This window comes from Nocardia sp. NPDC052001, assembly GCF_040680615.1.
Taxonomy (GTDB): domain Bacteria; phylum Actinomycetota; class Actinomycetes; order Mycobacteriales; family Mycobacteriaceae; genus Nocardia.
In genome coordinates, this window is sequence record NZ_JBFAXC010000001.1 from 59,439 (window position 1) to 84,988 (window position 25,550).

Annotated in this window: 20 protein-coding genes; 11 read left to right on the forward strand and 9 right to left on the reverse strand. The window is 67.2% G+C overall.

All coding sequences use genetic code 11. The features are described 5' to 3' along the window. Nucleotides 1-226: 226 nt before the first annotated feature. The gene (locus tag AB0L82_RS00310) at nucleotides 227-1,246 is read right to left on the reverse strand and encodes an AraC family transcriptional regulator (RefSeq protein WP_364628716.1); all 1,020 of its coding nucleotides are present in this window, start codon (nucleotides 1,244-1,246) and stop codon (nucleotides 227-229) included. A 70-nt stretch (nucleotides 1,247-1,316) separates the two neighbouring features. Here AB0L82_RS00310 and AB0L82_RS00315 point away from each other — a divergent pair, with 70 nt between their 5' ends. The 4 genes from AB0L82_RS00315 (at nucleotide 1,317) to AB0L82_RS00330 (ending at nucleotide 4,787) form a co-directional block, all read left to right on the forward strand. After that, nucleotides 1,317-2,810 carry an NAD(P)/FAD-dependent oxidoreductase gene (locus tag AB0L82_RS00315; RefSeq protein ID WP_364628718.1) on the forward strand — a complete coding sequence of 498 codons (1,494 nt, stop codon included), beginning with the start codon at nucleotides 1,317-1,319 and terminating at the stop codon, nucleotides 2,808-2,810. Between the two features lie 90 nt (nucleotides 2,811-2,900). Further along, a complete protein-coding gene (locus AB0L82_RS00320; RefSeq protein ID WP_364628721.1) occupies nucleotides 2,901-3,548 on the forward strand; it encodes a hypothetical protein in 648 nt (215 codons plus the stop codon). A 118-nt stretch (nucleotides 3,549-3,666) separates the two neighbouring features. Next, nucleotides 3,667-4,308: an Rv3235 family protein gene (locus AB0L82_RS00325; RefSeq protein ID WP_364628723.1), complete on the forward strand. Its 642-nt coding sequence runs from the start codon at nucleotides 3,667-3,669 to the stop codon at nucleotides 4,306-4,308. A 134-nt stretch (nucleotides 4,309-4,442) separates the two neighbouring features. Then, a complete protein-coding gene (locus AB0L82_RS00330) occupies nucleotides 4,443-4,787 on the forward strand; it encodes an Lsr2 family protein (protein ID WP_364628725.1) in 345 nt (114 codons plus the stop codon). Nucleotides 4,788-4,889: 102 nt separating this feature from the next. Here the strand turns inward: AB0L82_RS00330 and AB0L82_RS00335 are convergent, their stop codons facing one another. Next, nucleotides 4,890-8,603, reverse strand: a complete 3,714-nt coding sequence (locus AB0L82_RS00335; RefSeq protein ID WP_364628728.1) for a BTAD domain-containing putative transcriptional regulator — start codon at nucleotides 8,601-8,603, stop codon at nucleotides 4,890-4,892. Nucleotides 8,604-8,867: 264 nt separating this feature from the next. Between AB0L82_RS00335 and AB0L82_RS00340 the strand changes: the two genes are divergently transcribed. From AB0L82_RS00340 to AB0L82_RS00350, 3 genes are all read left to right on the forward strand, one after another. Next, a complete protein-coding gene (locus AB0L82_RS00340; protein WP_364628731.1) occupies nucleotides 8,868-9,098 on the forward strand; it encodes a hypothetical protein in 231 nt (76 codons plus the stop codon). 144 nt (nucleotides 9,099-9,242) lie between these two features. After that, a complete protein-coding gene (locus AB0L82_RS00345; RefSeq protein WP_364628734.1) occupies nucleotides 9,243-11,789 on the forward strand; it encodes an ATP-dependent Clp protease ATP-binding subunit in 2,547 nt (848 codons plus the stop codon). A 94-nt stretch (nucleotides 11,790-11,883) separates the two neighbouring features. Continuing rightward, entirely contained in the window at nucleotides 11,884-12,387 is a 504-nt protein-coding gene (locus AB0L82_RS00350) for a PaaI family thioesterase (protein ID WP_364628736.1), read from the forward strand. 19 nt (nucleotides 12,388-12,406) lie between these two features. Here the strand turns inward: AB0L82_RS00350 and AB0L82_RS00355 are convergent, their stop codons facing one another. From AB0L82_RS00355 to AB0L82_RS00365, 3 genes are all read right to left on the reverse strand, one after another. Next, the gene (locus AB0L82_RS00355) at nucleotides 12,407-13,831 is read right to left on the reverse strand and encodes a WGR domain-containing protein (protein ID WP_364628739.1); all 1,425 of its coding nucleotides are present in this window, start codon (nucleotides 13,829-13,831) and stop codon (nucleotides 12,407-12,409) included. An 85-nt stretch (nucleotides 13,832-13,916) separates the two neighbouring features. Continuing rightward, nucleotides 13,917-14,747 carry an MIP/aquaporin family protein gene (locus AB0L82_RS00360; protein WP_364628741.1) on the reverse strand — a complete coding sequence of 277 codons (831 nt, stop codon included), beginning with the start codon at nucleotides 14,745-14,747 and terminating at the stop codon, nucleotides 13,917-13,919. A 115-nt stretch (nucleotides 14,748-14,862) separates the two neighbouring features. Further along, a complete protein-coding gene (locus tag AB0L82_RS00365) occupies nucleotides 14,863-15,426 on the reverse strand; it encodes a heme-binding protein (RefSeq protein WP_364628744.1) in 564 nt (187 codons plus the stop codon). A gap of 205 nt (nucleotides 15,427-15,631) precedes the next feature. On the opposite strand from AB0L82_RS00365, the gene AB0L82_RS00370 reads away from it, so the two are divergent. Beyond that, nucleotides 15,632-16,852: a sensor histidine kinase gene (locus AB0L82_RS00370; protein ID WP_364628747.1), complete on the forward strand. Its 1,221-nt coding sequence runs from the start codon at nucleotides 15,632-15,634 to the stop codon at nucleotides 16,850-16,852. Further along, nucleotides 16,849-17,484, forward strand: coding sequence for a response regulator transcription factor (locus tag AB0L82_RS00375; protein WP_364628750.1), 636 nt, complete (start codon nucleotides 16,849-16,851; stop codon nucleotides 17,482-17,484). Before AB0L82_RS00370 ends, AB0L82_RS00375 begins: the two co-directional genes overlap by 4 nt. On the opposite strand, the gene AB0L82_RS00380 is transcribed toward AB0L82_RS00375, so the two are convergent. The 4 genes from AB0L82_RS00380 to glpK (AB0L82_RS00395) form a co-directional block, all read right to left on the reverse strand. Continuing rightward, a complete protein-coding gene (locus AB0L82_RS00380) occupies nucleotides 17,485-18,660 on the reverse strand; it encodes an FAD-dependent oxidoreductase (protein WP_364628753.1) in 1,176 nt (391 codons plus the stop codon). Nucleotides 18,661-18,740: 80 nt separating this feature from the next. Next, a complete protein-coding gene (sigJ, locus tag AB0L82_RS00385; RefSeq protein WP_364628756.1) occupies nucleotides 18,741-19,685 on the reverse strand; it encodes an RNA polymerase sigma factor SigJ in 945 nt (314 codons plus the stop codon). A gap of 82 nt (nucleotides 19,686-19,767) precedes the next feature. Beyond that, complete coding sequence (gene glpD / locus AB0L82_RS00390; RefSeq protein ID WP_364628758.1) at nucleotides 19,768-21,447, reverse strand: glycerol-3-phosphate dehydrogenase; 1,680 nt, start codon at nucleotides 21,445-21,447, stop codon at nucleotides 19,768-19,770. A gap of 52 nt (nucleotides 21,448-21,499) precedes the next feature. Beyond that, on the reverse strand, nucleotides 21,500-23,026 hold the full coding sequence (gene glpK, locus AB0L82_RS00395; protein ID WP_364628760.1) for a glycerol kinase GlpK: 1,527 nt from the start codon (nucleotides 23,024-23,026) through the stop codon (nucleotides 21,500-21,502). 151 nt (nucleotides 23,027-23,177) lie between these two features. Between glpK (AB0L82_RS00395) and AB0L82_RS00400 the strand changes: the two genes are divergently transcribed. Both AB0L82_RS00400 and glpK (AB0L82_RS00405) read left to right on the forward strand, forming a co-directional pair. Next, nucleotides 23,178-23,942 carry an IclR family transcriptional regulator gene (locus AB0L82_RS00400; protein ID WP_364628762.1) on the forward strand — a complete coding sequence of 255 codons (765 nt, stop codon included), beginning with the start codon at nucleotides 23,178-23,180 and terminating at the stop codon, nucleotides 23,940-23,942. A gap of 85 nt (nucleotides 23,943-24,027) precedes the next feature. Further along, nucleotides 24,028-25,542 (forward strand): glycerol kinase GlpK, encoded by a 1,515-nt coding sequence (gene glpK / locus AB0L82_RS00405; RefSeq protein ID WP_364628765.1) that lies wholly within the window; start codon nucleotides 24,028-24,030, stop codon nucleotides 25,540-25,542. Nucleotides 25,543-25,550 lie beyond the last annotated feature (8 nt).

The window sequence follows — 25,550 nt, forward strand, 5'->3', positions numbered from 1 at the left end:
CCACTTCATCCTGCGCGCGTACGCGGCGGCACGCTCGCAGGACACGCGGCAAGATCGCAAACTGATTGCGAGAATTGCCTGGTTCACATTGCCCGATTTCCCAATGGATACAGGCGAACTCGAGCGGGTACTCCCCGCTCGCGTTCCGTGCGCCGCCCGATCGCGGTGGTGTCGTACCGGATGCCGTTGTGTCCCGGCGGCTTTGCCGGATACCCGCGCGCGGTCGTCAGTGCGCCGCGCCGCCACCACCGCGCCGCACCGCGGTAGGCGTTGTGCCCCACCAGCGCTGGCAGCACCGGGTGAAGGTGGATTGTTCGGACAGTCCGACCAGCGACGCGACCTGACTCATCGGCATATCGGTGGTGGTGAGGTAGCGATGCGCCTCGGTGCGCCGCACCTCGTCCAGCAGTGCCGCGAAGCTGGTGCCCTCGGCGGCCAGACGGCGTTGCAGTGTGCGCGGATGAATGGTGAGCAGCCTAGCGACAGCGCCGATTTCGGGCGCTGCGGTGCCGAGCAGCTTCTGCAGCGTGATGCGCACCTGCGGGGTGAGCGCTCTCGAATCCCCGCCGGACAGCTGTGCCAGGAAGGCCATGGCGAGCCGATGCAGATTCTCGTCACCGCCGGACAGCGGGCGATTGGCCAGACTGCTCGGCACCCGCAGCACCGCTGCCGGTCGCTCGATTCGCACTGGCGCGCCGAAGAATTCCTCGTACACCGCGATCGGCGCGGCCGGGCGATAGGGCAGTTCCACCGAGCGCAGCCCGTAGCGTTCCTCGGCCAGCCGCTGAATCGTGCGGTGTACGAAGGCCAATCCCACATCGGTGCCCTGCACCGGCGTCGGCAGTCCGTGCGCGGTGACGCCGTAGCGCAGCGCGGTGACCCCGCGATCGCCGTACGGATCCGGTGTCATGGTCAGGCTGAGCGAGCGCGCGTGCACGAATAGATAGCGCGAGGTGCACTCCAGCACATCCGCGAGTGTCGGCGAATTGCGGATGGCGAGCGCGAGCGGTCCGAGCATGTCCAATTCCTGCCGCCGGGACATGCGCAGCCCCAGATCCGGACAGTTCAAGCGATGCGCGGCCAGCTCGAGTGCCGCGCCGACGGCCTGATCGGGGACGAGCAGATCGTCGGTGTCCAGGGCCTCGGGCGGCAGCCCGCAGAGCGCGGCGAGCTCTTCGGCATCGCCGCCCAGTTCGGAGACGGTGGCGCGAAAGCCGCGCAATCCGGCGGATCGAATGACCGACATGTCGTTCAGAATCAAATACTTGTCGCGCAGAGTCAAGAAGGGCGGGCCCGGCGGACGCAGACTGGAGTTCATGAGCGCCGCGACCTCCAGCACAGTCGAGCATCTAGACGTCGTGATCGTCGGGGCCGGACTCTCCGGCATCGGCGCGGCGTATCGATTGCAGGCCGAACATCCCGGCCGCAGCTACGCCCTGCTCGAATCGCGCGCCGCGCTCGGCGGCACCTGGGACCTGTTCCGCTATCCGGGCGTGCGCTCGGACAGCGATATGTTCACCCTGGGCTACCCGTTCAAACCGTGGACCGATGCCAAGTCCATCGCGGACGGCCCGTCCATCCTGCGCTACATCACCGAGACCGCCGTCGAGAACGGCATCGACAAGCACATTCGCTACGGCACCAAAGTGCTTGCCGCGCAGTGGGACAGCGGCGATTCCCGCTGGACGCTGACCTTGGAGACGCGCACCGGCGACAGCGTGGAACAGCGCACGCTCACCTGTGGCTTCCTCTACTCCTGCGCGGGCTACTACAACTACGACCACGGTTACGAGCCGGAGTTCCCCGGTATCGCCGATTTCGCGGGCACCGTCGTGCATCCGCAATTCTGGCCCGAGGACCTGGATTACACCGATAAGAAGGTCGTGATCATCGGCAGCGGCGCGACCGCGGTGACCCTGGTGCCCGCCATGGCCGAACAGGCCGAGCAGGTCACCATGCTGCAGCGCAGCCCCACCTGGATCTCCGCGGTCCCGGGCCGGGACAAGATCGCCGACCGGGTGCGCGAACTGCTGCCGCCGGGGCTGGCGCACCGGGTGATCCGCACCAAGAACATTCTGTTCAATGTCGGCTTCTATCAGTACTGCCGCCGCCGCCCGGAATCCGCGCGCAAGATGCTGACCGGGCTCACCGCGCGCATCCTCAAGGATGACGCGCTGGTGGCCGAGCATTTCACCCCCGACTACAACCCGTGGGATCAGCGGCTGTGCGCGGTGCCCGACGCCGACTTCTTCAAGGCGATGCGCAAGGGTAAGGCCGAGGTCGTCACCGATCACATCGAAACCTTTGTGCCGGAAGGGATTCGACTGAAGTCCGGGCGGGTCTTGGAGGCCGATGTGGTGATCACCGCGACCGGTCTGCAACTGCTCGCCTTCGGCGGTATCGGCCTCTCGGTCGACGGGGCTCCGGTGGATCTGGCCGATCAGTTCGTCTGGCAGGGCACCATGATCACCGGCGTGCCGAATTTCGCGGTCTGCATCGGCTACACCAACGCCTCCTGGACGCTGCGCGCCGACCTGTCCTCGCGCCTGGTGTGCAAGGTGCTCGGCTATATGGATCGCAGCGGCTACCGGGCCGTCGTCCCGCGGCCCGATCGCGCTCTGGGCGAGCGCCCGCTGCTGGATCTGGCCTCCGGCTATGTGCAGCGCTCGATTTCGGAGTTCCCGCGCCAGGGCGACCGGCATCCGTGGCAGGTGCGCCAGAACTACCTCATCGATTCGGCCACCACCATGCGCACCGATCTGCGCAAGACCCTGCGCCCGGTGGCGGCGAAGACCCCCGCCCGGGTCTGAGTTCGCGACCCGCGCACTGATGTGGCCGCACCGCTCGCCGTGTGGTAGGTCACAGTGGGCTGTGAATTGCCAGTCGTTAGCATCGGATTCGTGAGAGCGAAGCGGACGGCGGCGGCGGTGGCGACCATGGCGGTGCTGGGATCGGCGGCGTGGCTGCTGCCCGCGGCCGCGCACGCCGCCCCACCCGCCGCGGTGGATCTGTGGACCGTGCCCACCGCACCGGCGGATTCCGCGACGCTGATCGTGGCCTACAGCTTCGGCAATCGGCTTGCGCCCGGCACGGATTCGACGCGCACCATCGGCGAACCGGGTCCGGTGAACGAGGCGCTGGCCGCGGCCGTGGTGGCCGCACGCGGTGATCGAGCTGTTCCGGTCTACGCGCAGACCGAGATCGCACAGGTGCTGCGGGACCGGTACGGCCTGACCGATGTGATTTCCATCGATCCCGATCGTGCCGCCGACGGCACGCTCGTCTACCTCTCCACCGACGGCGTGGCGGCCAAGGTCGCGGAATTGCGCGGCGGCGCGGCGGCTTCCGACGCCGCTGCCGTGGTGGCGTTCCAGGACCATCTGTGGCGGGCCACCCGGACCACGGCCAAGCGCGGATTCCATGCCTTCGCGCCCGCCGGGGTGGCGATGCCCGCACAGTACGATCCGCAGTCCGGTCAGCCGTGGACGACGAGCCCGTTGCTGTATCTGCCCACCGATTTCGCCGGGCGGCTGGCGCTGCTGAAGTAGCCCGCGCGCGACATTCCGGCAAGGGGTGCGCGAAGCCGCACTTGGGGTTTACCGCTGGCTACATCGCATGTCAGGCTGCCGATACGGCCGGCTGAATCCGCCGGGGAGGGGAGCGCAGATGATTTCCGGTGATGCCGCGATACCGATTCCGGGTGCCGCCGCGGTGATTTCCGGCATTGCCGCGATACCGATTTCCGGCGTTGCCACGATGCTGCCCGCACCCGATTTCGAACCCGCGACAGCGGCCTGTATCCGGTCCCGGAGTCGTCCCGCGCGGCGGCGCGCCCGGGCGCGAACGCAATCGGCGGCGCAATCGAGCCCGCGCTCCTGTCGCAATCACGTCATGCGTAATGCGGCCGCGCGGCGCACCGGAACCGTTGCGCTACAACGGGTATTACAGGCTTCGCACGCTGCGAAATCACACCCCTGTGACGCGGGCGATACCGCCCCGCGTCAATTCGCCGGGGCGGCACTGCGGTTGGCTCTCGAGGTGCTCGACGGGCGGCGCTCACCGGTACAACTGCGCCCGCTCGCGGAGCCGAGTGTGATCGCCGTACTGCGCACTTTGGCCGAACACGGGCAGGCCCCCGGGAGTGAACTCGGCGCTGCCACCCTCACCAGGATCGATGTGATCATGGCCGGTGCGGGGGCCGCGGAAGTGTGCGCGGGATACGACCGGGGAACGCGACATTTCGCACTTGCCGCCCGTATTGTCCGCGGTCGTTCCGGGTGGCGGTTGACCGTTTTCCGGGTGTGCTGAAGACCGGATGGTCTCCGCGGTAATAGCAGAATAGTCTGATCTCACCGAATTCCATTCGCGCCTGGTTTGAAACTACCCCGCCGCGGCATTAGCATTTCGGCGAATAGCGGCACCTCTACGTGGAAGGGCAGTCCATGGCGAAGAAAGTCACCGTAACTCTGGTTGACGACTACGACGGCGAATCGAAGGCCGACGAGACAGTCTTTTTCTCGATCGATGGCTTGGACTACGAGATCGATCTGTCGATCAAGAATGCCGGCAAGCTGCGGGAGTCTCTCGAACCTTGGACCGAGAAGGCCCGCAAGGTCGGTCGTTCCAAGCAGCGCAAGGTCACGGCCGCGGGCGGGCGCACTCGTCCGGCCGTTGACCGGGAGGAAAGCACCGCGATTCGGGAGTGGGCGCGCGCTCAGGGCCATCAGGTCTCCTCGCGTGGCCGTATCCCGGCCGAGATCGTCGATGCTTACCAGCGGGCGAAGTAAAACCGGGCGATTAACCCTCGCCCGTAGGGAAATTCGGCGGCAGCCGGTGGCCTTCTGGTCACCGGCTGCTGTCATTCCGAGTGGAAATTTCCGACCCAGATGTTAAGCAAGGCGAAGTAGCGAATTTCCGGCTATCGGAAGTTCGGTCCGGATTCGCTCCAGTTGCCGCTCGGCGCGTTCGCGATGTGCGGTCGCCGCGGCGGTATCGCCGAGCGCCTGTGCGAGCGTGGCCAGTACCGTCTCCATCGGTCCGAACGAGGCCATACTGGTTTCGCTGCCGATGATCGCTCCCGAATGCGGCAAAAGGTATTCATAGAGCGCCGCGATATCGTCCGTTTCGCCCAGTGCGATGGCGGTATGCGCGCGCAGTGCCGACATCAGCATCGGATACATCTCCTCGCGCACCCCGGCCGTCTCGCGGTAGACCGCCCGCGCCCGGTCGAGATCACCGGCGTGCACGAGCGAGAGCGCGTACGCCTGCCCGAAAGTGCCCGGCAGCAGCGTGTAGGTCTCGCCCAATCGCCCCACCAGTACCGACAGATCGCCGCGTGCCCATCCGATCGCGAGCGCGCAGAACAGTTTCGCCTCGGCCGCGTTGGCGATCCCGGAACGCGTTATCCGCCTGCCGAATTGCTCGTACAGCCGCTCGGCGGGCTCCACCTCACCGCGCAGCAGCTCCAGGCTCGCCGCGAAACAGCTGACCAGATCCAGCAGCGACTGCAATTGCCCCTCGTCGGCCAGCTCCACCGCCTGCGCAGCCAGCCGCCCCGCCTCCCGCAGATCCGACCGCGCCACCGCCGCACGGTATTCCATATAGTGCGCCACGGCCTGATACTCGGCCAGCCCCGCCCCCGCGGCCACCAACTCCATCTCCGCGATCAACGCGAAGAAGTCGACCCCGTAGTCGTACTCCAGATACGTCACCGCATTGACTGCCGCACAGAACAATTCGGTATCGCCGAGCGTCCGGGCCAGCGCCAGCGCCTCCCGCGCCAACCGCTGCCCCGCCTCATACTCCTCCAGCCCCGCCTCGAACGTCGCCGCGATCAACAGCCGCACCAACTCCTCCAGCGAAAGCCCTTCCGTCACACCCCACTCCGCCGCCGACGCCCGCAACCGCCGCGCCGACAGATCCATATCGGATATGAATTCGCCGGGGGCATAACGGGGTTCGCCCTGCGCGGAGCCCGCGTAGGCGTCCCATCGGGGCGATTGCCCCTGTCCGGCACTCGGCCCCATTGACTGTGGTGTCGTTGCGGCCGTCTCGCCGTCGGTCGCGGGGGATCTGCCGGGCGCGAAGGCCGTTTCGCTGTCGTCTGCGAGTGATGATTTCCGTGCGGCGGGTGTTCCGGTGACCGATTCGGCGGTCCGGAACCCGGCGGGGTAGGTGATGCCATAGGGGGCCAGCGCGCGGGACAGGGCCTGTCGCATGCGGTGGTCGGGGGTGCGCCATTCCCGGATCGCCCAGATGACCGGTGCGCGCCAGCAGGTCAGGGCCTGCGCGCGCAGGCGGGGGGAGCCCAGGGTTTCGGCGAGGGTGAGGGCGCGGGCGCGTTCGGCGCGGGCCTCACGGTGCATATTGTCGTAGGCCAGTGCGGTGACCAGGGCGCAGCGCGTATCCAGCAGGGCGACGCGATCGGCGTGTTCGGCGTGCTCCGCGGTGTCACCGGCGAGTTCGTGCAGTTCCACCGCGGCTCGGAGCAGGCGCACACATTCCGCGCGATTGCGCTGTGCGGTCCGTCGGCGCGCCGCAGTGCGCACGTATTCTATTGCTGCCCTGGCAGTTTCGGTGCTGGCGCCGAGGATGGCGTGCCGCGCCAGCACATCCGAATCGCGCGCCAGGGTGGGCTGGGAATCGGCGTGGGAGCGCAGCAGTTCCAGTGCCGCCCAATGCATCCGGCCCCGGCGCAGCGGTGGGATACCGAGGTAGACGGCATCGCGGATGAGGGCGTGCACGAATCGGATGCCGCCGGTGCTGTCGGTGCCCACCAGCCCGGCGGCCTCGGCGGCGGCGATCAGATCGATGAGGGCGTCCTGTACCAGCCCGGACGCCAGGGTGAGCAGCCCGAGATCCATACCGCTGCCCCAGATCGAAATGTGTTGCAGCACTTCGGCGACGCCGGTGGGCAGCCGCGCGATGCGGTTGTCGACGATCTCCCGAATGGAGTCCGGCACCTGCTCGATATTCCCGTGCGCGGCGAGCAGCTTCGCCAGTTCCCGCACGAAAAGCGGATTGCCGCCGGTACGGCCGTGCAACTGCGCCAGCGTCTCCGGCCCCAGCGGCGCGAGTCCGGCCGCCTCGGCGACCTGTCGTGTCCCCGCCTGATCCAGTCCGCTCAACTCCGTCTGCACGGAGGTCGACCGGGCAAGGGCGGCGGCGGTATCGCGCACTCCCGGCCCCGCCTCGGATCGCCGCGCGGTGACGATCACCAGCACCGGCTCATCCCGCAGCCAATGCACCACCTGCCGCAGCACCTGCAACGTCGCCGCATCGGCCCGGTGCACATTCTCCAGCAGCATCACCACCGGCCCGAAACCTGCCGCCTGCCTACATGACTGCGCCAATCGCCGCGACAGCGTGAACGCGTCCTCGTCCCCGCCGGTGCGGCTGTCGGGCGTCCCTCCCGCCCACCCGGTTCCATCGACGCGGCTGTCGCCGATCACTCCTGCCCGGTGGATATCGTCACCGGTCGGAAACGGTTGCGGTACTGCGCTGTCCAGTGTCGCGCTGATTTCGGTCCAGGCCCAGGCCATGGGCGCTCCGTCGATTTCCGGGCAGTTGCCGGTGGCCGCGATCCAGCCGGTGGCGGTCAGCGCGGACAGCACGCTCTCGGCGAGGGTGGTCTTGCCGATTCCGGCTTCGCCGGAGATCCACGCCAATCGCAACCGTCCGGCCCGCGCGTTCTCGGAGAGGGTGAGCAGTTCGGAGAGTTCACCGGAGTAGCCGGTGGCGGAGGGGGTTTCGGGAAAATAGCCGACGGTGGCCGGATGTGGTTCGGCGGTCTCTGCGACGGTGAGCAGTCCGCCGGGAACGGTGAGTTCGGCGGCGTGGGTGAGGATCGCGGTCTCCAGGTGCCGTAGTCCCGGTCCCGGGTCGACGCCGAATTCGTCGCTGAGGAATTCGCGGGAGCGCCGAATTGTGGTGAGCGCCTCCAATTGCTGGCCCTGTTGATATTGCGCGGTGGCGAGCAGCCGGACGAGTTCTTCGCGTCCGGGGTGTTCGTCGAAGAGCGCGCGCAGTTCGATGACGACCTCACCCGCCCGCGCCAGTTCGAGTTTCGCCTGTGCATTGAGTTCGACGGCGGTGAGGCGCAGATCGGTGAGCCGATCCGCCTCCGCGGCGGCCCATTCGAAGTCGGCGAAGGCTTCCAGCGCGGGCCCGTGCCATTGCGTGAGCACGGTCTCCAGCAGGGCGTTGCGTTCACCGGGCGCGGGCCGGGTCTCGGGATTGCTGATCAGTTCCTGATAGGTCCGAAGTTGCTGTTCGAATTGCCATGCGTCCACGGCATTCTCGGCGATTTTCAATGCATATCCGGACGATTCGGACACAATGTATCGGGCGGGCGCGCGGCGTGCCCGATCCGGTTCGAACAGCCGCCGCAGATTGTGAATATGTACCTGCAGGACCGAGGCGGCCTTGGGCGGCGGCATCCCCGCCCACAGGTCATCCACCAGCCGTTCGGCGGGCACGGCCTGGCCGCGACCCACGATCAGCCGTCCGAGTACGGCCCGCTGCATCGGGGTGCCGAGCGCGATCCGCTCACCGCCGAGGGTCAGGCGCAGCGGGCCGAGCACCCGTATCTCCGGCCCTGTCATCCACCCTCCTGGCACCCCGGAAGCAAACTGGACGTTCGCCGCAAGAAGAGCACTATCCCGCAAAAACTCGAAGATGCCAAAAGTTTGCGCAATAGTTGTCGGATAGTTATGGGCGTCCCGGAGCGCGGCCCGAATCTCGTGCTACGGAACATTGTTCGCCGCGCATACGGTATTCGCCCGCCGGGCAACCCCACCGGAAGTGAATCGGAAGTGGCGTGCCGGATACTTTCGGGTGGAAGCGAACCTGAGGAAGAGGTGTCCGACATGTTGGAGCAATGCGATTTCCCCAGCGGATTCGGAGAAAGCGGTGTGGAGCCCGCTGCGGACGGCTTCTACGTCGACCGTGACGGCGATATCTGGGAGAAGCAGGACCACAGTTGGCGATTGATTCTGCAGCGCGGCGTCGCGGTGGATCCCATGTCCCTCTGGGATTGGACCGAGGGCCACGTACGCGATTACGCGCCCTTCGCCCCGGTGGGCGCCGGCGCGGAGTAACCGCCCGGAACTGAACACAAACGCGTTACGGTCCCTTGCCCTTTCGAGCCCGGTCGCTAGTGTGGATGCGAGTTCGCCATACGTATGCTGACGCGTCCTGGCTGCCGTGAAACGGGCGCGCCCGCCTGATGCCACGAGGTGACAATGACTCAGGGTTGGCCAAGCTCCAGGGGCTCCTTCGACTCCATCGACGATATCTTCGAGCGCTTCTTCGGGTCCGGTATGACGGCCCAGCCACCGGTACAGCGCATCGACCTGACGCGGTTGCTGAGCGAAAGCGCCAAGGCCGTCGTGGACGGCGCCCGCGCGGCCGCACACGAATGGGGCAGCGCCGAGATCACCCCCGAGCATCTGCTCTACGCGGCCGCCGACACCGAACCGGCGACCAGCATCATCGCCGAGATCGGCCGGGACCCGAAACAATTGCGCGAACAGATGCGCAGCGCCGCGGGCAGCGGCATCGGAGCGCACGGCGGCGGGCACGCCCTGGCATTGAGCCCGGCGGCCAAGGCGGCCCTGCGCAACGCACAGCGCAGCGCGGCCGAGGCGGGCAGCAGCTATATCGGCCCGGAACACATCCTGCTCGGCATCGCCGCCAGCCCGGACACCCCGGCCGCGCAGGCGCTCGCGGGCGCGGGCAAACTCCCGACCGCCAACGCGCCCAAGGAACCCAGCGATACCCCGACCCTGGACGAGTACGGCCGCGATCTCACCGCCGAGGCCCGCGCGGGCAAGGTCGATCCGGTGGTGGGCCGCGCCCAGGAGATCGAGCAGACCGTGGAGATCCTGTCCCGGCGGCGCAAGAACAATCCGGTGCTCATCGGCGATCCCGGCGTTGGCAAGACCGCCATCGTGGAGGGCCTGGCTCAGCGCATCGTGAATGGTGATGTGCCCGAGATGCTCGCGGGCCGTCGCGTCATCGCGCTGGATGTGGGTTCGCTGGTGGCGGGCAGCAAGTATCGCGGTGAATTCGAGGAGCGGCTCACCAAGATCCTCGACGAGGTGCGCGCGCACTCCGAGGAATTGGTGATCTTCATCGATGAGCTGCACACCATCGTCGGCGCGGGCGGCGGCGGTGAGGGCGCGATGGACGCGGGCAATCTGCTCAAACCCGCACTGGCGCGCGGTGAACTGCACTGCATCGGCGCGACCACCATCGACGAATATCGCAAATACATCGAGAAGGACGCCGCGCTGGAGCGACGCTTCCAGCCGGTCATGGTGTCCGAGCCGTCGGTGACCGACACCATCGAAATCCTGCGCGGGCTGGTCGATGTGTACGAGGAGCACCACCAGGTGCACTACGACGACGAGGCGCTGATCGCCGCGGCCGAACTGTCCGATCGCTATCTCACCGACCGGTTCATGCCGGACAAGGCCATCGATCTGGTCGATCAGGCGGGTGCGCGCGTCCGATTGCGCACGCGCACACTGGATCCCGAGGCACGTGAGCATCAGGAGCGGCTGGCGAGCCTGCGCCGGGAGAAGGATGCCGCCGTCGCCGGTGAGGATTACGCGAAGGCGAACAAGCTCAAGGACGAAATCGCCAAGGCGGAAAAGGATTCCGGCTCGGACGACGCCGCCCCCGCCGAGGTGCAGCAGGTGACGGTCACCGATATCGCCGAGGTGATCTCACGCCAGACCGGCATCCCGGTCGCCGATCTCACCGTCGAGGAACGGCAGAAACTGCTGAAACTCGAAGAGGTGCTGCACAAACGGGTGGTCGGCCAGGACGAGGCCATTATCGCGGTGGCCGAAGCGGTGCGCCGAGCGCGCGCCGGACTCAAGGATCCCAATCGGCCGATCGGCTCCTTCCTGTTCCTGGGCCCCACCGGCGTCGGCAAGACCGAACTCGCGAAAGCGCTGGCGCAGGCCGTATTCGGCGATGAGGACCGGCTCATTCGCTTCGATATGAGCGAATTCCAGGAGAAGCACACGGTATCCAGGCTGGTCGGCGCGCCGCCCGGATACGTCGGCTACGACGATGCCGCCCAGCTCACCGATAAGGTGCGCCGCCAGCCGTATTCGGTGATCCTGTTCGACGAGGTGGAGAAGGCGCACCCGGATGTGTTCAATGTGCTGCTGCAACTCCTCGATGACGGCCGGGTCACCGATTCCAAGGGCCGCACGGTGGATTTCAAGAACACCATCGTGATCCTCACCAGCAATATCGGCTCGGACATCATCCTGGCCGCGAAAGATGGTGACCTGGAATCGATTACGCCGCAGCTGGAGGAACGCCTGCGTCAGCATTTCCGGCCCGAGTTCCTCAATCGCCTCGATGAGCAGATCGTCTTCCACCGCCTGGACCGCGATCAGCTGCGCAATATCGTGGATCTGGTGCTGGACGGCACCCGCCGCCGCCTGCGCGGTCAGGACATCGAACTCGATGTCACCGATAAGGCCATGGACTGGCTCGCCGACACCGGCTATCAGCCCGAATTCGGCGCCCGCCCACTGCGCCGCACCGTGCAGAAGCAGATGGACAACGCCCTGGCCAAACAGATCCTGGACGGTGCTTTGGGCGCGGGCGATACGGTCCGCATCGACGCCGATGCCAACGGCCTGGTCATCGAGGCCGTGCACCGCGACGGCGCCGAGACCAGCGAGGGCACCATCGCCTCGATCGACAAGGGCTCCCACTCCAAGAACGGTCGCGCCAAATCCGGCAGCGCCAAGTCCAAGCACTAGCCGACTACAGACAGCGCCGCGCCGGGTCCACTCCCGGCGCGGCGTCACCTTCCCGGCACTCGCTTTGAATTCGAATCTGGGTTAACTTTTGAGGATGGAACACGATCGCGAATCGGCAGCGCTGCCGCTGGGTGACCTGTTTGCCGATGGCCCGTTTCCGCCGCACCACCACGGGTGTTTCGGCTGCGGGCCGTCGAATCCGGCCTCACCGCGCATGGTGTTCGAGCGCCGCGGCGACACCGTGCGCGGCATGTTCACCATGGATGAGCGGCATCAGGGCGCGCCGGGCGTGGCGCACGGCGGCATTGTCGCCGCGGCCCTGGACGAGGCGTCCGGATCGATTCTGTTCCCGCTGCGCCAGCCTGCGGTCACGGTGAATCTGGACGTGAACTTCCGCGCTCCCGCCCGGTTGGGCCGGGAATTCGTGGTCACTTCGCAATTGACCGCGCGCGAGGGCCGCAAGATGTTCATCGACGCGGTGCTCACCGACGGCGATACCGTCATCGCCACCTCGCGCGCGCTCTTCCTGACCGTCACCCAGAGTCATTTCACCGATCTCGGCGCGACCCCGGGTGAATTGTTCAGTCTCGGTATCTGATTCAGCCCCTCGCGGTGCTTCAGCTCAGTCGCCGGATATCACCGCGCACGCGGTAGAAGCCGCCGCGCGCGGATTCGGAGACCGAATCGACCACGTAGCGCACGCCCGCCTCGCGAATATCGCGGGGGAACTGCACATTCCAGCCGTTCCGATAGCCGGGGGAGACCACGTGCACGCGCAGGTTGCCGCCGTCGTTCACGCATTCCACGATCACGCCGTCGCCCGCGTCGACGGCCAGTTCGACCGTGGCACTGGGCGTTACGGCGGAGATCTCCGGGGCCTTCACCGAAAGCGTCTGCGGCAGCACACCCTGTTCGGCGTCGTGGATGGCGGACTCGCTCACATCCAGGCAGGCCAGTGAGCCATTGGTGGTGACCAGGTACAGCTTCTCGTCGTGGTACTGCATGGAATACGCCGAACCGCAGCCGGTTCCGAGCTTCCACAGCCGCTGACCGCTGGAGTCGAAGCAGTACACCGAGGAGTAGTTGTCACCGGCGAAGACATAGCGCCCGTCCGGTGAGGTGGCGCAGGAGAACACCATCGCATCGCACTGGTAGCCGCGATCGGACTGCCCGTTCTTGGCCACCATGCGCACCTGATTGCGGCTGGTGCCCGCGTACACCGCGTCGGCTTCCTGCCAGCCGAACAGCACCGCGCCGTCGGTGCGCACCTGCCATTCGTTATTGCCGCTCTCCAGATCGTATTTGGTGACGCCCTTCGAATGCCCGTGGTAGACACCGTCATCGTCGATGCGGACCATCCAGCCGGAATCGCCGTTGCTCTGCCGCGACCACAGCGATTCCTCCTCGTGGTCGATGACGGTGAGCCCGCCCTTGCGGTCCGAGACGCCGAGAATGCCGTCGTGGATATCGAGCCAGTAGATGTCGACATTGGCGGCGATATCGTAGGCCGCGCGCGGCACCTTGCCGGACAGATCGTAGACGCGGCCGTCATCGCAGCCCGCATAGATCCAGAAGTCGTCGGCCACAATGCATTTCACCGCGTCCGGGAGGCGGAAGCGGCCGGTCACCTCGCCCGCCGGGGTGAGCGTGAAGACATCGCCGCTCTCATTGCCGACCCAGCAGCGCTGTTCGTCCACGAAGATGCCGAAGGCGGCCGCACCGGAATCGAAGGTCCACAGCACGGGAGCCTTCTTCGCGGTGGAGCGCTGGGAGACGATGGCGCGCCGGGTGACCGGGCGCGCGGCCCGCGCGCCCATGACGGCGGGCGCGTACCCCTTGCGCACCTTCTCGCCGAGCTTCTTGGCGGCCGCGGCGCGCGCCTTGTCCACGGTGGCAAAGGAACTCACCCGGACCTGCCCGGTTTCCCCGATGCGGCCGAAACGAATGGTCACCTGGGTGTCAGCCACCACGACCTCGTAGAACTTGTGTGCCGAACCGCTGTCTTCCGACAGTTCCAGATAGGTGGTTTCCCCGGTGGTCATGCGCCGCGCTCCAAGCTTCCGTCAACGTTTACGCCGCGAAAGCTAGCAAGCCGCACCGACATTCGCTCCCCGGGGGCGGGGCGAATCAGAGGTAGAGCTGTGCCACCAGGCCCGCGAGCGCACCGCCGACCAGCGGTCCGAGCACCGGCACCCAGGCGTAGGCCCAGTCCGCGTTCTTATGCCGCGAGCCCGGATGCGCGGGCAATTGCTCCTCCACCCGCTCGGCGACGCCGCCGCCCGCGTTCAGATCGGCCGGAACCCGTTGCGGGAGCATATTCATCGGGCGTCCGGTGGGCAGCAGCGCGTAGGCGATGCGGGGTCCGAGATCGCGCGCCGGATTGATGGCGTATCCGGTCGGGCCGCCCAGTGATGCGCCGATGCCGACCACCAGCAGTGCCGCCGCCAGCGGTCCGAGTCCGCTCGGGGTGTGCCCGAAGGCCAGGATCACGAATACCAGCGCGAAGGTGGCGATGACCTCGGTCAGGAAATTCCACCGGTACGAGCGGATGGCGGGACCGGTGGAAAACACCGCCAGCTTCTTGGCCTCATCGGGTTCCTCGTCGAAATGCCGCTTGTACGCCACGAATGCGGCGCAGGCTCCGACGAACGCACCGGCCAGCTGCCCGGTGAGGTAGGCGACGGTGTTGCCGAAGTTCACCGGTACGCCCGGCGCGTACTCGTCGGCCCCGGCGAACAGATTGCCGATGGTGACGGCGGGATTGAGATGGCCGCCGGTCTTGTAGGCGACGTAGACGCCGCCGAATACGCCGAGCCCCCAGCCGAAGGTGATGAGCAGCCAGCCGCCATCGAAACCTTTTGATTTGGCGAGCAATACGTTGGCTACGACTCCGGCGCCGAGCAGGATGAGGATCCCGGTGCCGAGCGCCTCACTCACGAATATCTCGCTGAAGTTCATGGATGACCTCCGATCGGGTGTTCTTCCGCTACTGCGGCCATACCTGATCAGACTCTACGGTTTGAACTTCAGCAAATCTCCAGGAACACGCGCCGGTGCCTCGGCGGGACGGACGTCAGTGGCCGAGCGCGGCCGCACCCGCCTGCGCGAACTTCTCATCCTGATCACCGCTCGGCGCGCCGGCTACGCCGATGCCCGCGATCGGCGCGCCCTTGGCGTCCACGGGTGCGCCGCCGGCCAGGAACAGCGTTCCCGGAATCGCGGCCAGCTGCGGCGCGCTCTGCAACCGCCCGGCCAGCTGCGAGGTCGGCGCATTCCACGACACGGCCGTGAACGCCTTCTGCTTGGCCGATTCGAACGACTGCGGTCCCGCGCCGTCCCCGCGCAGCACCACGATGGTGTTCCCGTCCCGATCCACCACGGCCACGCTGACCCGCTGATTCTCCTGCTTCGCCGCATCCAGCGCGGCCTGCGCCGCCTTGGTCGCGGCGGCCACGGTCAGATGCGTGGTCTGCTGCAGGTTCGCATCCGACGCGTCGGCCACAACCGGCGCCTTCACACCCGGCTCGGTGCTGTCCGCATTGGACGCCACGACACCGACCACCCCGGCGGTCACCGCCACCGCGGCCACCCCGCCGACCAGAATCCGGTTCCGCACCGATACACCCTTGCCGCCCATGCCATTTCCTCACGCTCGCACTCGTTCCGAGCCGACAGGCTCGTTCCCCACCAATCCTGCGACCCGAAACCCCGCCCGCCATCCCCGTCCCGGCTACGTTCCGCACCCCACCCGGCCGACCCCCGTATCAGCCGATCGGTTGACCCGCGAACCCACCCGAACCAGGCACAATGACACTGTTTGCCCCGACCGAGGAGGTGCGAGAGTGTCCACGCCGCACGCGGAAACCGCCGACGCCCGCCGCCTCGGTCTGGTGATGGATGCCGCGTTCTATGTACTGCTGGCCGCCTCGCTGGCCCGCTTCCTGATCCGGCATCATGACACTCCGCGCGCGTCCTGGGTCATCGGGCTCTCGGTGCTGCTGGCCGTGCTCTATGCACTCGACGCTCGATCGGATCGCCACCGCGACCGTCCCGACCATCCGTTACGGCCGTGGCGCACAGTCTGGTTCGGGTCCGTGGTCGCGGTGTGGGCGGTGCTGGTGGTGTTGGGACCAAGCTTCGCCTGGTGTGCGGTGCCGCTGCTGTTCCTCGCGCTGCGTATTCTGCCGCAGCGGGTGGCGCTGGCGCTGTCGGTGCCGCTGACCGCGTTGGTGGTGTGCACGCAGATTCGGCTGGCCGGTTGGCTGGATCCGAATCTGCTGCTTGCCCCGCCCGCGGTGGCGGCGATCGTCATCTCCGTCTTCGTGTATATGCGGCGACAGACCGAACGGCAGGCTGTACTCATCGCGGATCTGGTGCGGACCAGGGCGGAGTTGACGGGGATCGAACGGCGCGAGGGGATGCTGGAGGAGCGGGGGCGGCTGGCCATGGAGATACACGACACCCTGGCGCAGGGGCTCTCCAGCCAGCGAATGCTGTTGCAGGCGGCGGAGCTGGTGTGGGCGGAGGATACGGCACGGGCGCGGGAGCATGTGCGCACCGCCGCCGGGATCGCGGATCGGAATCTGGCCGAGGCGCGGCGATTCGTACACGATCTGGCTCCGGCCGAGTTGGCCGAGAACGGTTCGCTCGCAGCGGCTTTGCGCACGCTGGCGGCGCGTGAGACCGGTGCCGGGGAGTCCGCCGCCGCGCTGGGCGGGCTGACGGTGAACCTCCAGTTCGACGGGGTGCCCGCGGATCTGCCCGCGCGAGTGGAGTCGACGCTGTTGCGAATCGCGCAGGGGGCGTTGGCGAATGTGCGGGAGCACGCGGGTGCGGCTACCGCCACGATCACGCTGACCTATCTGGGTGATCAGGTGGTGCTGGATATCGCCGATGACGGGTGCGGGTTCGATCCGGAGCGGCTCACGTCCGAACCGGAACGCGGGCACGGGCTTCCGGCGATTCGGGCCCGGGTGCGGCAGTTCGGCGGCGCGGTGACCATTGAGTCCGCGCCGGGGGAGGGCACCGTGCTCTCCGCCGCGATCCCATTGGAGCGGTCATGACGGAGTCGGCTGTGCGCCTGGTGATCTGCGATGACCACGCGGTGGTGCGGGCTGGACTGCTGGCCCTGCTGTCGAGTGCGCCGGGGATCGAGGTGATCGGTGAGGCGGGCAACGGTCCCGAGGCGATTGCGCTGGCCGAGCGGTTGCGGCCGGATGTGGTGCTGATGGATCTGCAACTCGGCGGCGATATGGACGGTGCGGAGGCCACCCGGCGGATCACCGAATTCGCTTCTCCCACACCGCGGGTGCTGGTGCTGACCACCTATGACACCGATGCGGATATCAGCCGTGCCATTGCCGCCGGGGCGACCGGATATCTGTTGAAGGCCGAGAGTCCCGAGGAGCTGTTCGCCGCGATTCACGCCGCTGCACAGGGGAAGACGGCGTTGTCGCCACCGGTGGCGCACCGTGTCATGGCGCAGATGCGCAATCCACGCCCCACCTTGACCGCGCGCGAACTGGATATCCTCGCCCAGCTCGCGCGCGGTCTCGGCAATCGCGAAATCGCTCGCGCCCTGCACATTTCCGAAGCCACCGTCAAAACCCACCTCGGCCGCATCTACGACAAACTCGCCGTGGACACGCGCGCGGCCGCGGTCGCGGTGGCGAAGGAACAGCGCCTGCTGCCTTGATCACGCGGTGACCGGGGTGGTCACCACGATGCGGCGGCGACGGCTCGGCAGCATCATGGTCGGATGCGCGACGCTCCACGCGGCGCCCGCGCAGATGAACTGCTTGATGCGCACGCCCGTGCGGCCGGTGAAGATCTTGTCCGTGGGCTGATCCTCATCGGTCACCTTCTGCACCAAAGCATCTCGGCGGCCCAGGCTGATGCACTGCATGTTGTAGCCGATCGGGGTTTCGATCACCTCGCGACCGGTCAGCCGTGCGGCGAGGGCGTCCGAGCCCTGCCACGACATGGGAGTCGCGGTGGCGCAACCCATTCGCAGGGTCTTGCCGCCGACACCCGCGACATGCGCGGCATCGCCGAAGGCGTACACGTCGGGGTGCGAGACCGAGCGCATGGTGCCGTCGACGACGATCCGCCCGGCCTCGGACACTTCCAGGGTGGTGGCGGCCGCGATGGGATGCACCGCGAAACCCGCGGTCCACACCGTCACCTGTGCCGGAATCTCTTCGCCCGCAGTGGTTTCCACGCCATTCGCGCCGACCCGAGCGATCTCGGTGCGCTCGTGCACGGTGACCCCGAGCCGATCCAGCGCGGTCCGCAGGTACTGCCGGGCCTGCTCGCTGAGCCAGTCGCCGATACCGCCGCGCGCCGCGATGGCGACCGCGAGATCCGGCCGGGCCTCGGCGATCTCGGTGGCGGCCTCGATACCGGTCAGTCCGCCGCCCGCGATCAGCACCGTTGCGCCCGAAGGCAATTCACTCAGCCGCGCGCGCAGTGCCAGTGCGGCCCGCTTGCTCGCGACATTGTGGGCGTACTCGGTGACGCCCGGGACCCCGTAGTCGGCGACGGTGCTGCCCAGGGCGTAGACGAGAGTGTCATAGCCCAGTGTCTCGGCACCGTTCTCGCCGAGGAGATCGACAGTCTTCGCGTCGACATCGACCGCGCTGACCCGCGCTACTTTCACCCGAACCCCGGTGCCCGCGAACATCTCGCGCAGCGGACGCTGCTTCAATTCCTGTCCGCTGGCGAGCTGATGCAGGCGCACCCGCTCGACGAAATCGGGATCACCGTTGACCAGGGTGATCTCGACGTCATCGCGGTGCAGCCGCTTGGCGAGGCGTCCGGCGGCGGTGGCTCCGGCGTATCCGGCTCCGAGGACGACGATGCGGTGGTTCATGGTGAGCTCCTATCTGGATTGCGACACCTCCTGAACCGGACAGCGTCGCAATCCCTGACAGAACTCGGATGTGATGTGGGTCACCAGCTCCCGGCGAGGGGCTGATGCGGTGCGGAAGCGGCCCACTGCCGGGCGAGGCGCTCCAGTTTGTCGGGATTGACCTGGATATTGATCGCCACGACGCCTTCGGGGGTCGCGTTCAGGGCGAAAATGCCGTAGACCCGCCCGGCGACCTCGACCAGCATCGCGGGATCGCCATTGACCTCGACGGCGTAGAACGTCGGCTCGCCGCCGACGTAGGCGACCTTGGCAGGGGTCGACCGGAAGATATCGCGCAGGTAGCGGGCGATGGCGAGCGCGCCGTTGACCGGGGTCTTGCGGGCCGGAACCGTGCTGCCGCCGTCGGCGATGCTGACCGCGTCGGCGGTGAGCAGGCGAATGAGCGGTTCGGTATCACCGCTCAGCACCGCGGCCAGGAATTCCTCGACGACCTTGCGCGCGGCCGCCGAATCCACTTCGATGCGCGCTTTCTCGGCTCCGACATGCTGTTTCGCCCGCCGATAGAGCTGCTGGCAATTCGATTCGGTGATTTCGAGGATCGCCGCGATCTCCCGATGCGAATGCCCGAACGCCTCGCGCAGCACGTACACCACGCGCTCATTGGGCGAGAGCCGCTCCATCACAGTGAGCATGGCGATCGACACCGACTCCCGCTGTTCGACGGTATCGGCTGGTCCCAACATGGGATCCCCGGCCAGCACCGGTTCCGGAAGCCACTGCCCCACATAGGTTTCCCGCCTGGCTCGCGCCGAGGTGAGCTGATTGAGACACAGATTGGTGAGCACCTTGGTCAACCACGCCTCGGGCACCTCGATCAATGCCCGGTCCGCCGCGTGCCAGCGCAGATACGCATCCTGCACGGCGTCCTCGGCATCACCGGCCGACCCCAGCAGCCGATACGCGATCGCCTCGAGCCGCCCCCGCGACCGCTCGAACAGATCGGCTTCATACGTAGTGACCACCATGCCCCAATCGTCGACCATCAGGATCGACAACGTGGAAAGGGGTGCCGCCGTATTCCGGCGGCACCCCTTTCCACTGTTGCTACTAGCTGACCGCGAGCAGGCGGGCGGCGTTGGCGGCCTCGTCGTCGTTCGCCTCGTTGGCGGCGAGTTCGGCGTGGACGCGGTCGTAGTACTGGTTGATCTCCGCATTGGTGCGGTCGTCGTCCCAGCCCAGGTGCGGGGCGATGAGGCGGGCGATTTCCGGGGCCGCCTTCAGACCGCGGTCGGGCACCTCGATGGAGATGCGGGTGCGGCGGGTCAGGACATCGTCCAGGTGCAGTGCGCCCTCGTGGGTGGCGGCGTAGACGGCCTCGGCGGCCAGGTAGTCCTCCGCGCCCGGAATCGGTTCGCGCAGTTCGGGAACCGCGGCGATGAGGTCGAATACGCTCTCGGTGAGCGAACCGTAGCGGCCCAGCAGATGGCGCACGGTCTCGACCGGCAGTTCGGCGCGGGCCGCGACATCCTCGATATCGCCCAGCATGTCCTGGTAGCCGACCGCGCCGAGCAGCGGCAGATCCGCGGTGACCGAGGACGGCGCGTCGCTGCCCAGTCGCGCGGCGGCGGCGTCGACCACATCGGCGGCCATCACCCGGTAGGTGGTGTACTTGCCGCCCGCGATGACGAACAGCCCGGGGGCGGGTTCGGCGACCGCGTGTTCGCGCGAGAGCTTGGAGGTCTCCTTGTTGGCGCCGGTCATGAGCGGCCGCAGTCCGGCGTAGGTGCCGACGATATCGGCGCGCGTAAGCGGTTCGCGCAGTAGCGAATTGATGTGGTCGAGGATGTACTGCACATCCGCGGCGCTGGCGGTCGGATGGTTCTTGTCCAGCGACCAGTCGGTATCGGTGGTGCCGATGATCCAGTGCTCGGCCCACGGGATCACGAACAGCACGGACTTCTCGGTGCGCATGATCAGACCGGTGTTCATGTTCAGCCGCTCGCGCGGCACCATGATGTGCACGCCCTTGGACATGCGCACGTGGAACGGGAATTCCACGCCGGTCATCTTGATCATGTCATCGGTCCACACCCCGGTCGCGCTGATCACGGTGCGCGCCCGAATCGTATGTTCCAGACCGGTTTCCAGATCCATGACCTTCGCGCCGACAACCTGCTCACCGTCGCGCAGCAGTCCGGTGACCTTGGTCCGGGTGAGCACGGTCGCGCCATGCTGGGCGGCGGTGCGCGCCAGGGTCATGGTGTGCCGGGCATCGTCGACCTGGGCGTCGTAGTACTTGATCGCCCCGGTCATGGCGTCATCCTTGAGCGCGGGCGCCAATTCCAGTGCGCCCGTGCGGGTCAGATGCCGGTGCATGGGCACCGCGCGCGCTCCGCCGAGGGTGTCGTACAGCGCCACGCCCGCGCCGATGTAGGCGCGCTCCCAGACGCGATGCTGGAGCGGGAACAGGAACGGCACCGGGTGCACCAGGTGCGGGGCCAGCTTGTTCAGCAGCAGCCCGCGCTCCTTCAACGCCTCACGGACCAAAGCGAAGTCGAGCTGTTCGAGGTAGCGCAGACCGCCGTGGATGAGTTTGGACGACCGGCTCGAGGTGCCTGCGGCGAAATCGCGCGCCTCCACCAGGGTGACGGACAGTCCACGCGAGGCGGCGTCCAGGGCCGCTCCCGCGCCGGTTACGCCGCCACCGATCACCAGGACGTCGATCTCGGTGTCGCCGAGCGCATCGATGGCCCGGGTGCGGTAGGCGGGATCCAGTTGTGCGGACACGAAAATCTCCTTGTTATCGGTGTTTTCAGTCATCGGGGGCAGTCCTGGGCGATCAGTCGTCGTCATCGATATCGACCCAGTCGAGCGTTCGTGACACCGCTTTGAGCCAGCGGGCGTACCCGCGCTCGCGCTGCTGCTCGGAAAAGGTGGGCTGCCAGCGTTTGTCCTCGTGCCAGTTGGCGACGAGTTCGTCTGTGTTGTTCCAGAATCCGACGGCCAGTCCGGCCGCGTAGGCCGCGCCGAGCGCGGTGGTCTCGGGCACCATCGGCCGCGAGACCGGTACGCCGAGGAAGTCGGCCTGGATCTGCATGGCCAGTTCATTGGAGGTGACGCCGCCGTCCACGCGCAGCGTTTCGAGCTTCACCCCGGAGTCGCGCTGCATGGCCTCGACCACATCGCGGGTCTGGTAGCAGATGGATTCCAGTGTGGCCCTGGCCAAGTGGGCGTTATTGCTGTAGCGGGACAGGCCCAGGATCGCGCCGCGCGCATCGGGCCGCCAGTACGGTGCGAACAGTCCGGAGAACGCGGGCACGAAGTACACGCCGCCGGTATCGCTGACCTGACTGGCCAATCGCTCGATTTGCGATGCGCCGGAGATGATTCCGAGCTGATCGCGCAACCACTGCACGGCCGATCCGGTGACCGCGATCGAACCTTCGAGCGCGTACACCGGCTTCTCGTCGCCGAACTGGTACGCGACGGTGGTGAGCAGGCCGTGCTTGGAGTGCACAATATCGGTACCGGTATTCAGCATCAGGAAATTCCCTGTGCCGTAGGTGTTTTTGGCCTCACCGGTCCGGAAGCACACCTGGCCGACGGTGGCGGCCTGCTGATCGCCCAGTACCCCGGCGATTTTCACCGAGCCCTTGAACGGCCCGTCCGGATTGGTGGTGCCGAAGATCTCCGGGTTGGAGGAGGGTGCGATGGCGGGCAGCATGGCGCGCGGAATCCCGAACACCGACAGCAATTCCTCGTCCCAGTCCAGGGTTTCGAGATCCATCAGCATGGTGCGCGAGGCATTGGTGGGATCGGTGACGTGCACGCCGTCGCGTACACCGCCGGTGAGATTCCAGATCAACCAGGTGTCGGGGGTGCCGAACAGCGCGTCACCGCGTTCGGCGGCTTCCCGCACACCCGCGACGTTGTCGAGAATCCATTTGAGTTTGCCGCCGGAGAAATACGGTGCGGGCGGCAGTCCGGCGCGCTGACGGATGAGATCGCCGTTCCCGGCCTTCTCGATCTCCTTGATGATGCGATCGGTGCGGGTGTCCTGCCAGACGATGGCGTTGTAATAGGGGCGTCCGGTGCGGCGGTTCCACACGATGGTGGTCTCGCGCTGATTGGTGACGCCGACGGCGGTGAGGTCCTGCGCCGTGAGTCCGGCCCCGGCCAGGGCGCTCTTGATGACGGTGCGGGTGCGTTCCCAGATCTCGTCCGGATTGTGTTCCACCCAGCCGGCCTGCGGCATGATCTGCTCATGTTCGAGTTGATGGCGGGCAACCACCGCGCCGCCGTGATCGAACACCATGAAGCGCGTGGAGGTCGTGCCCTGATCGATGGCTCCCACGTACTGCGTCATCGCGGTCCCTTTCCGGATACTCGTCGTTGAGTCCGTAATCCCTGGTGAGACCGGTTGCGGCCGGGCCCGAGGTCCACGTTACGAAGTGGAGGGTGTCACCGACAGGGTGCGCGTTCGACAATGCCGAACGGTTTGCTGATAGGTTACGACCATGCCCGGCCCGATTCAGTCGATCGAGCGCGCAGCGGCCATGCTGCGCCTGCTCGCACGCGGATCCGGGCGCATGGGAGTGGGGGAGATCGCGGCGGCGCTGGGGCTGGCCAAGCCGACCGCGCACGGGATCCTGAAGACCCTGCAGGGCGTCGGATTCGTGGAGCAGGACGCGGTCAGCGGTAAGTATCAGCTCGGGTCGGCACTGGGTGAGCTGGGCGCGGGCTATCTCGATGCCAATGAGCTGCGCTCGCGCGCGATCAACCGGGCCGATGCGCTGGCCGCGCGCACCGGGGAATCGGTGCGCATCGCCGCGCCGGTGCACGGCGAGGTGCGGGTGATCCACCATGTCTTCCGCCCGGACAACACCTCGCAGGCGCTCGAACTCGGTGAAGTGCTGCCGCCGTACGCGACGGCGCTCGGAAAAGTGTTGCTGGCCTACGATTCCGAGCTGGCGGCCGTGGTGCGCGAGGCCGAGTTGCCCGCACTGACCCACCGCACCATCACCGATCGGCCCGCACTGGGCCGCGCCCTGACCGAGGTGCGCCGCACCGGCTGGGCGGGGGAGATCGGCGAATACCGTTCCGGCGAAGCCGGTATCGGCGCACCGATTCGGGCGCGGGGCGGCCTGGTGGTCGGCGCGATGGGCATCACCGGACCCATCGATCACCTCTGCGACGGTCAGCTCCGCCTCCGCACCGCGCTCATCGCGCAGGTTCGTGATGCGGCACAAGCCGTTTCGCGCGATTTGGGCGGTGCACAGTGATAACGCGCCCGGTGATCGGCTCCACTAGGTTGACCATATCCCGTTGCCGCACAGGGGTTCCCATGCCGGATCGGAGCGAGCTCGGATGACGCAGCGCTATGTTCTGGCGATCGATCAGGGCACCACCTCGACCCGCTGCATCCTGTTCGATCAGCGCGCGCGATTCGCGGGGGTGGCGCAGCGGGAGCATCGGCAGCACTACCCACGGCCCGGCTGGGTGGAGCAGGACGCGCTGGAGATCTGGAAGACCGTGGAGCGGGTGGTGCCCGCGGCGCTGCGGGATGCGGGCATCACGGCGGATCAGGTGGCGGCGCTGGGAATCGCGAATCAGCGTGAGACGACCGTGGTGTGGGATCGGCGCACCGGTACGCCGATCGGGCGTGCCATCGTCTGGCAGGATGTGCGCACCGAGGCGCTGGTCTCCGAGCTGCGGGAAACACCGGGGGCGGAACGGATTCGGGAACTGTGCGGTCTACCGCTGGCCACCTATTTCGCCGCGCCCCGACTGCGCTGGATGCTGGACAACGTCTCGGGTCTGCGCGAGCGCGCCGAACGCGGTGAGGTGCTGTTCGGCACCATGGAGACCTGGCTGATCTGGAATCTCACCGGCGGCGCGGATCACGGGGTGCACGTCACCGATGTGACCAACGCCGGGCGCACACTGCTGATGAATCTGGCCACCCTGGCCTGGGATGACGAGCTGTTGCGGTTCTTCGATATCCCGAAGGCGATGCTGCCGCGCATCGAACCGTCCACCGGGGATTTCGGGGTGGCCCGCCGAGTGGTGCCGGGCGTGCGCATCGCGGCCGCACTCGGCGATCAGCACGCGGCGCTGTTCGGTCAGACCTGTTTCGCACCCGGTGAGCTCGAATGCACCTATGGCACAGGCGGATTCCTGCTCATGAACACCGGCCGCGAACTGGTGCGCTCCCAGCACGGGCTGCTCACCACCATCGGCTATCAGATCGGCCCGGATCCGGTGTACGCGCTGGAGGGCCCGATCGCGGTGACGGGTTCACTGGTGCAGTGGCTGCGCGACAATATCGGGCTCATCGCGAGCGCGCCGGAGATCGAAACCCTCGCGGGCACAGTCCAGGACAATGGCGGCTGCTATCTGGTGCCCGCGTTCTCGGGTCTTTACGCCCCGCATTGGCGCAGTGACGCGCGCGGTCTGCTCATCGGTCTCACGTCCTATATCACCAAGGGCCACATAGCCCGTGCCGTCCTGGAGGCCACCGCGTGGCAGACCCGGGACGTGGTCGAGGCCATGAACGCCGATGCGGGACTGCGCGCCGAGTCGCTCCGGGTGGCGGGCGGAATGACCTCCGACAACCTCCTCATGCAGATAGTCGCGGATGTCCTCGACATACCGGTCATGCGCCCCATCGTCTCCGAAACCGTCTCCCTGGGCGCGGCCTACGCGGCGGGCCTGGCGGTCGGTTATTGGCCGGATCTCGAAGGGCTGCGCCATAACTGGCGGGTGGCGGCCCAGTGGGTGCCGCGCATGGATCCCGCCCTGCGCGCCGACGAATACGACAACTGGCGGCGAGCCGTGGAGCTTACCTTCGGTTGGCTGCGCCCCAAGAAGCCCTTGACCTAACGTGGCAG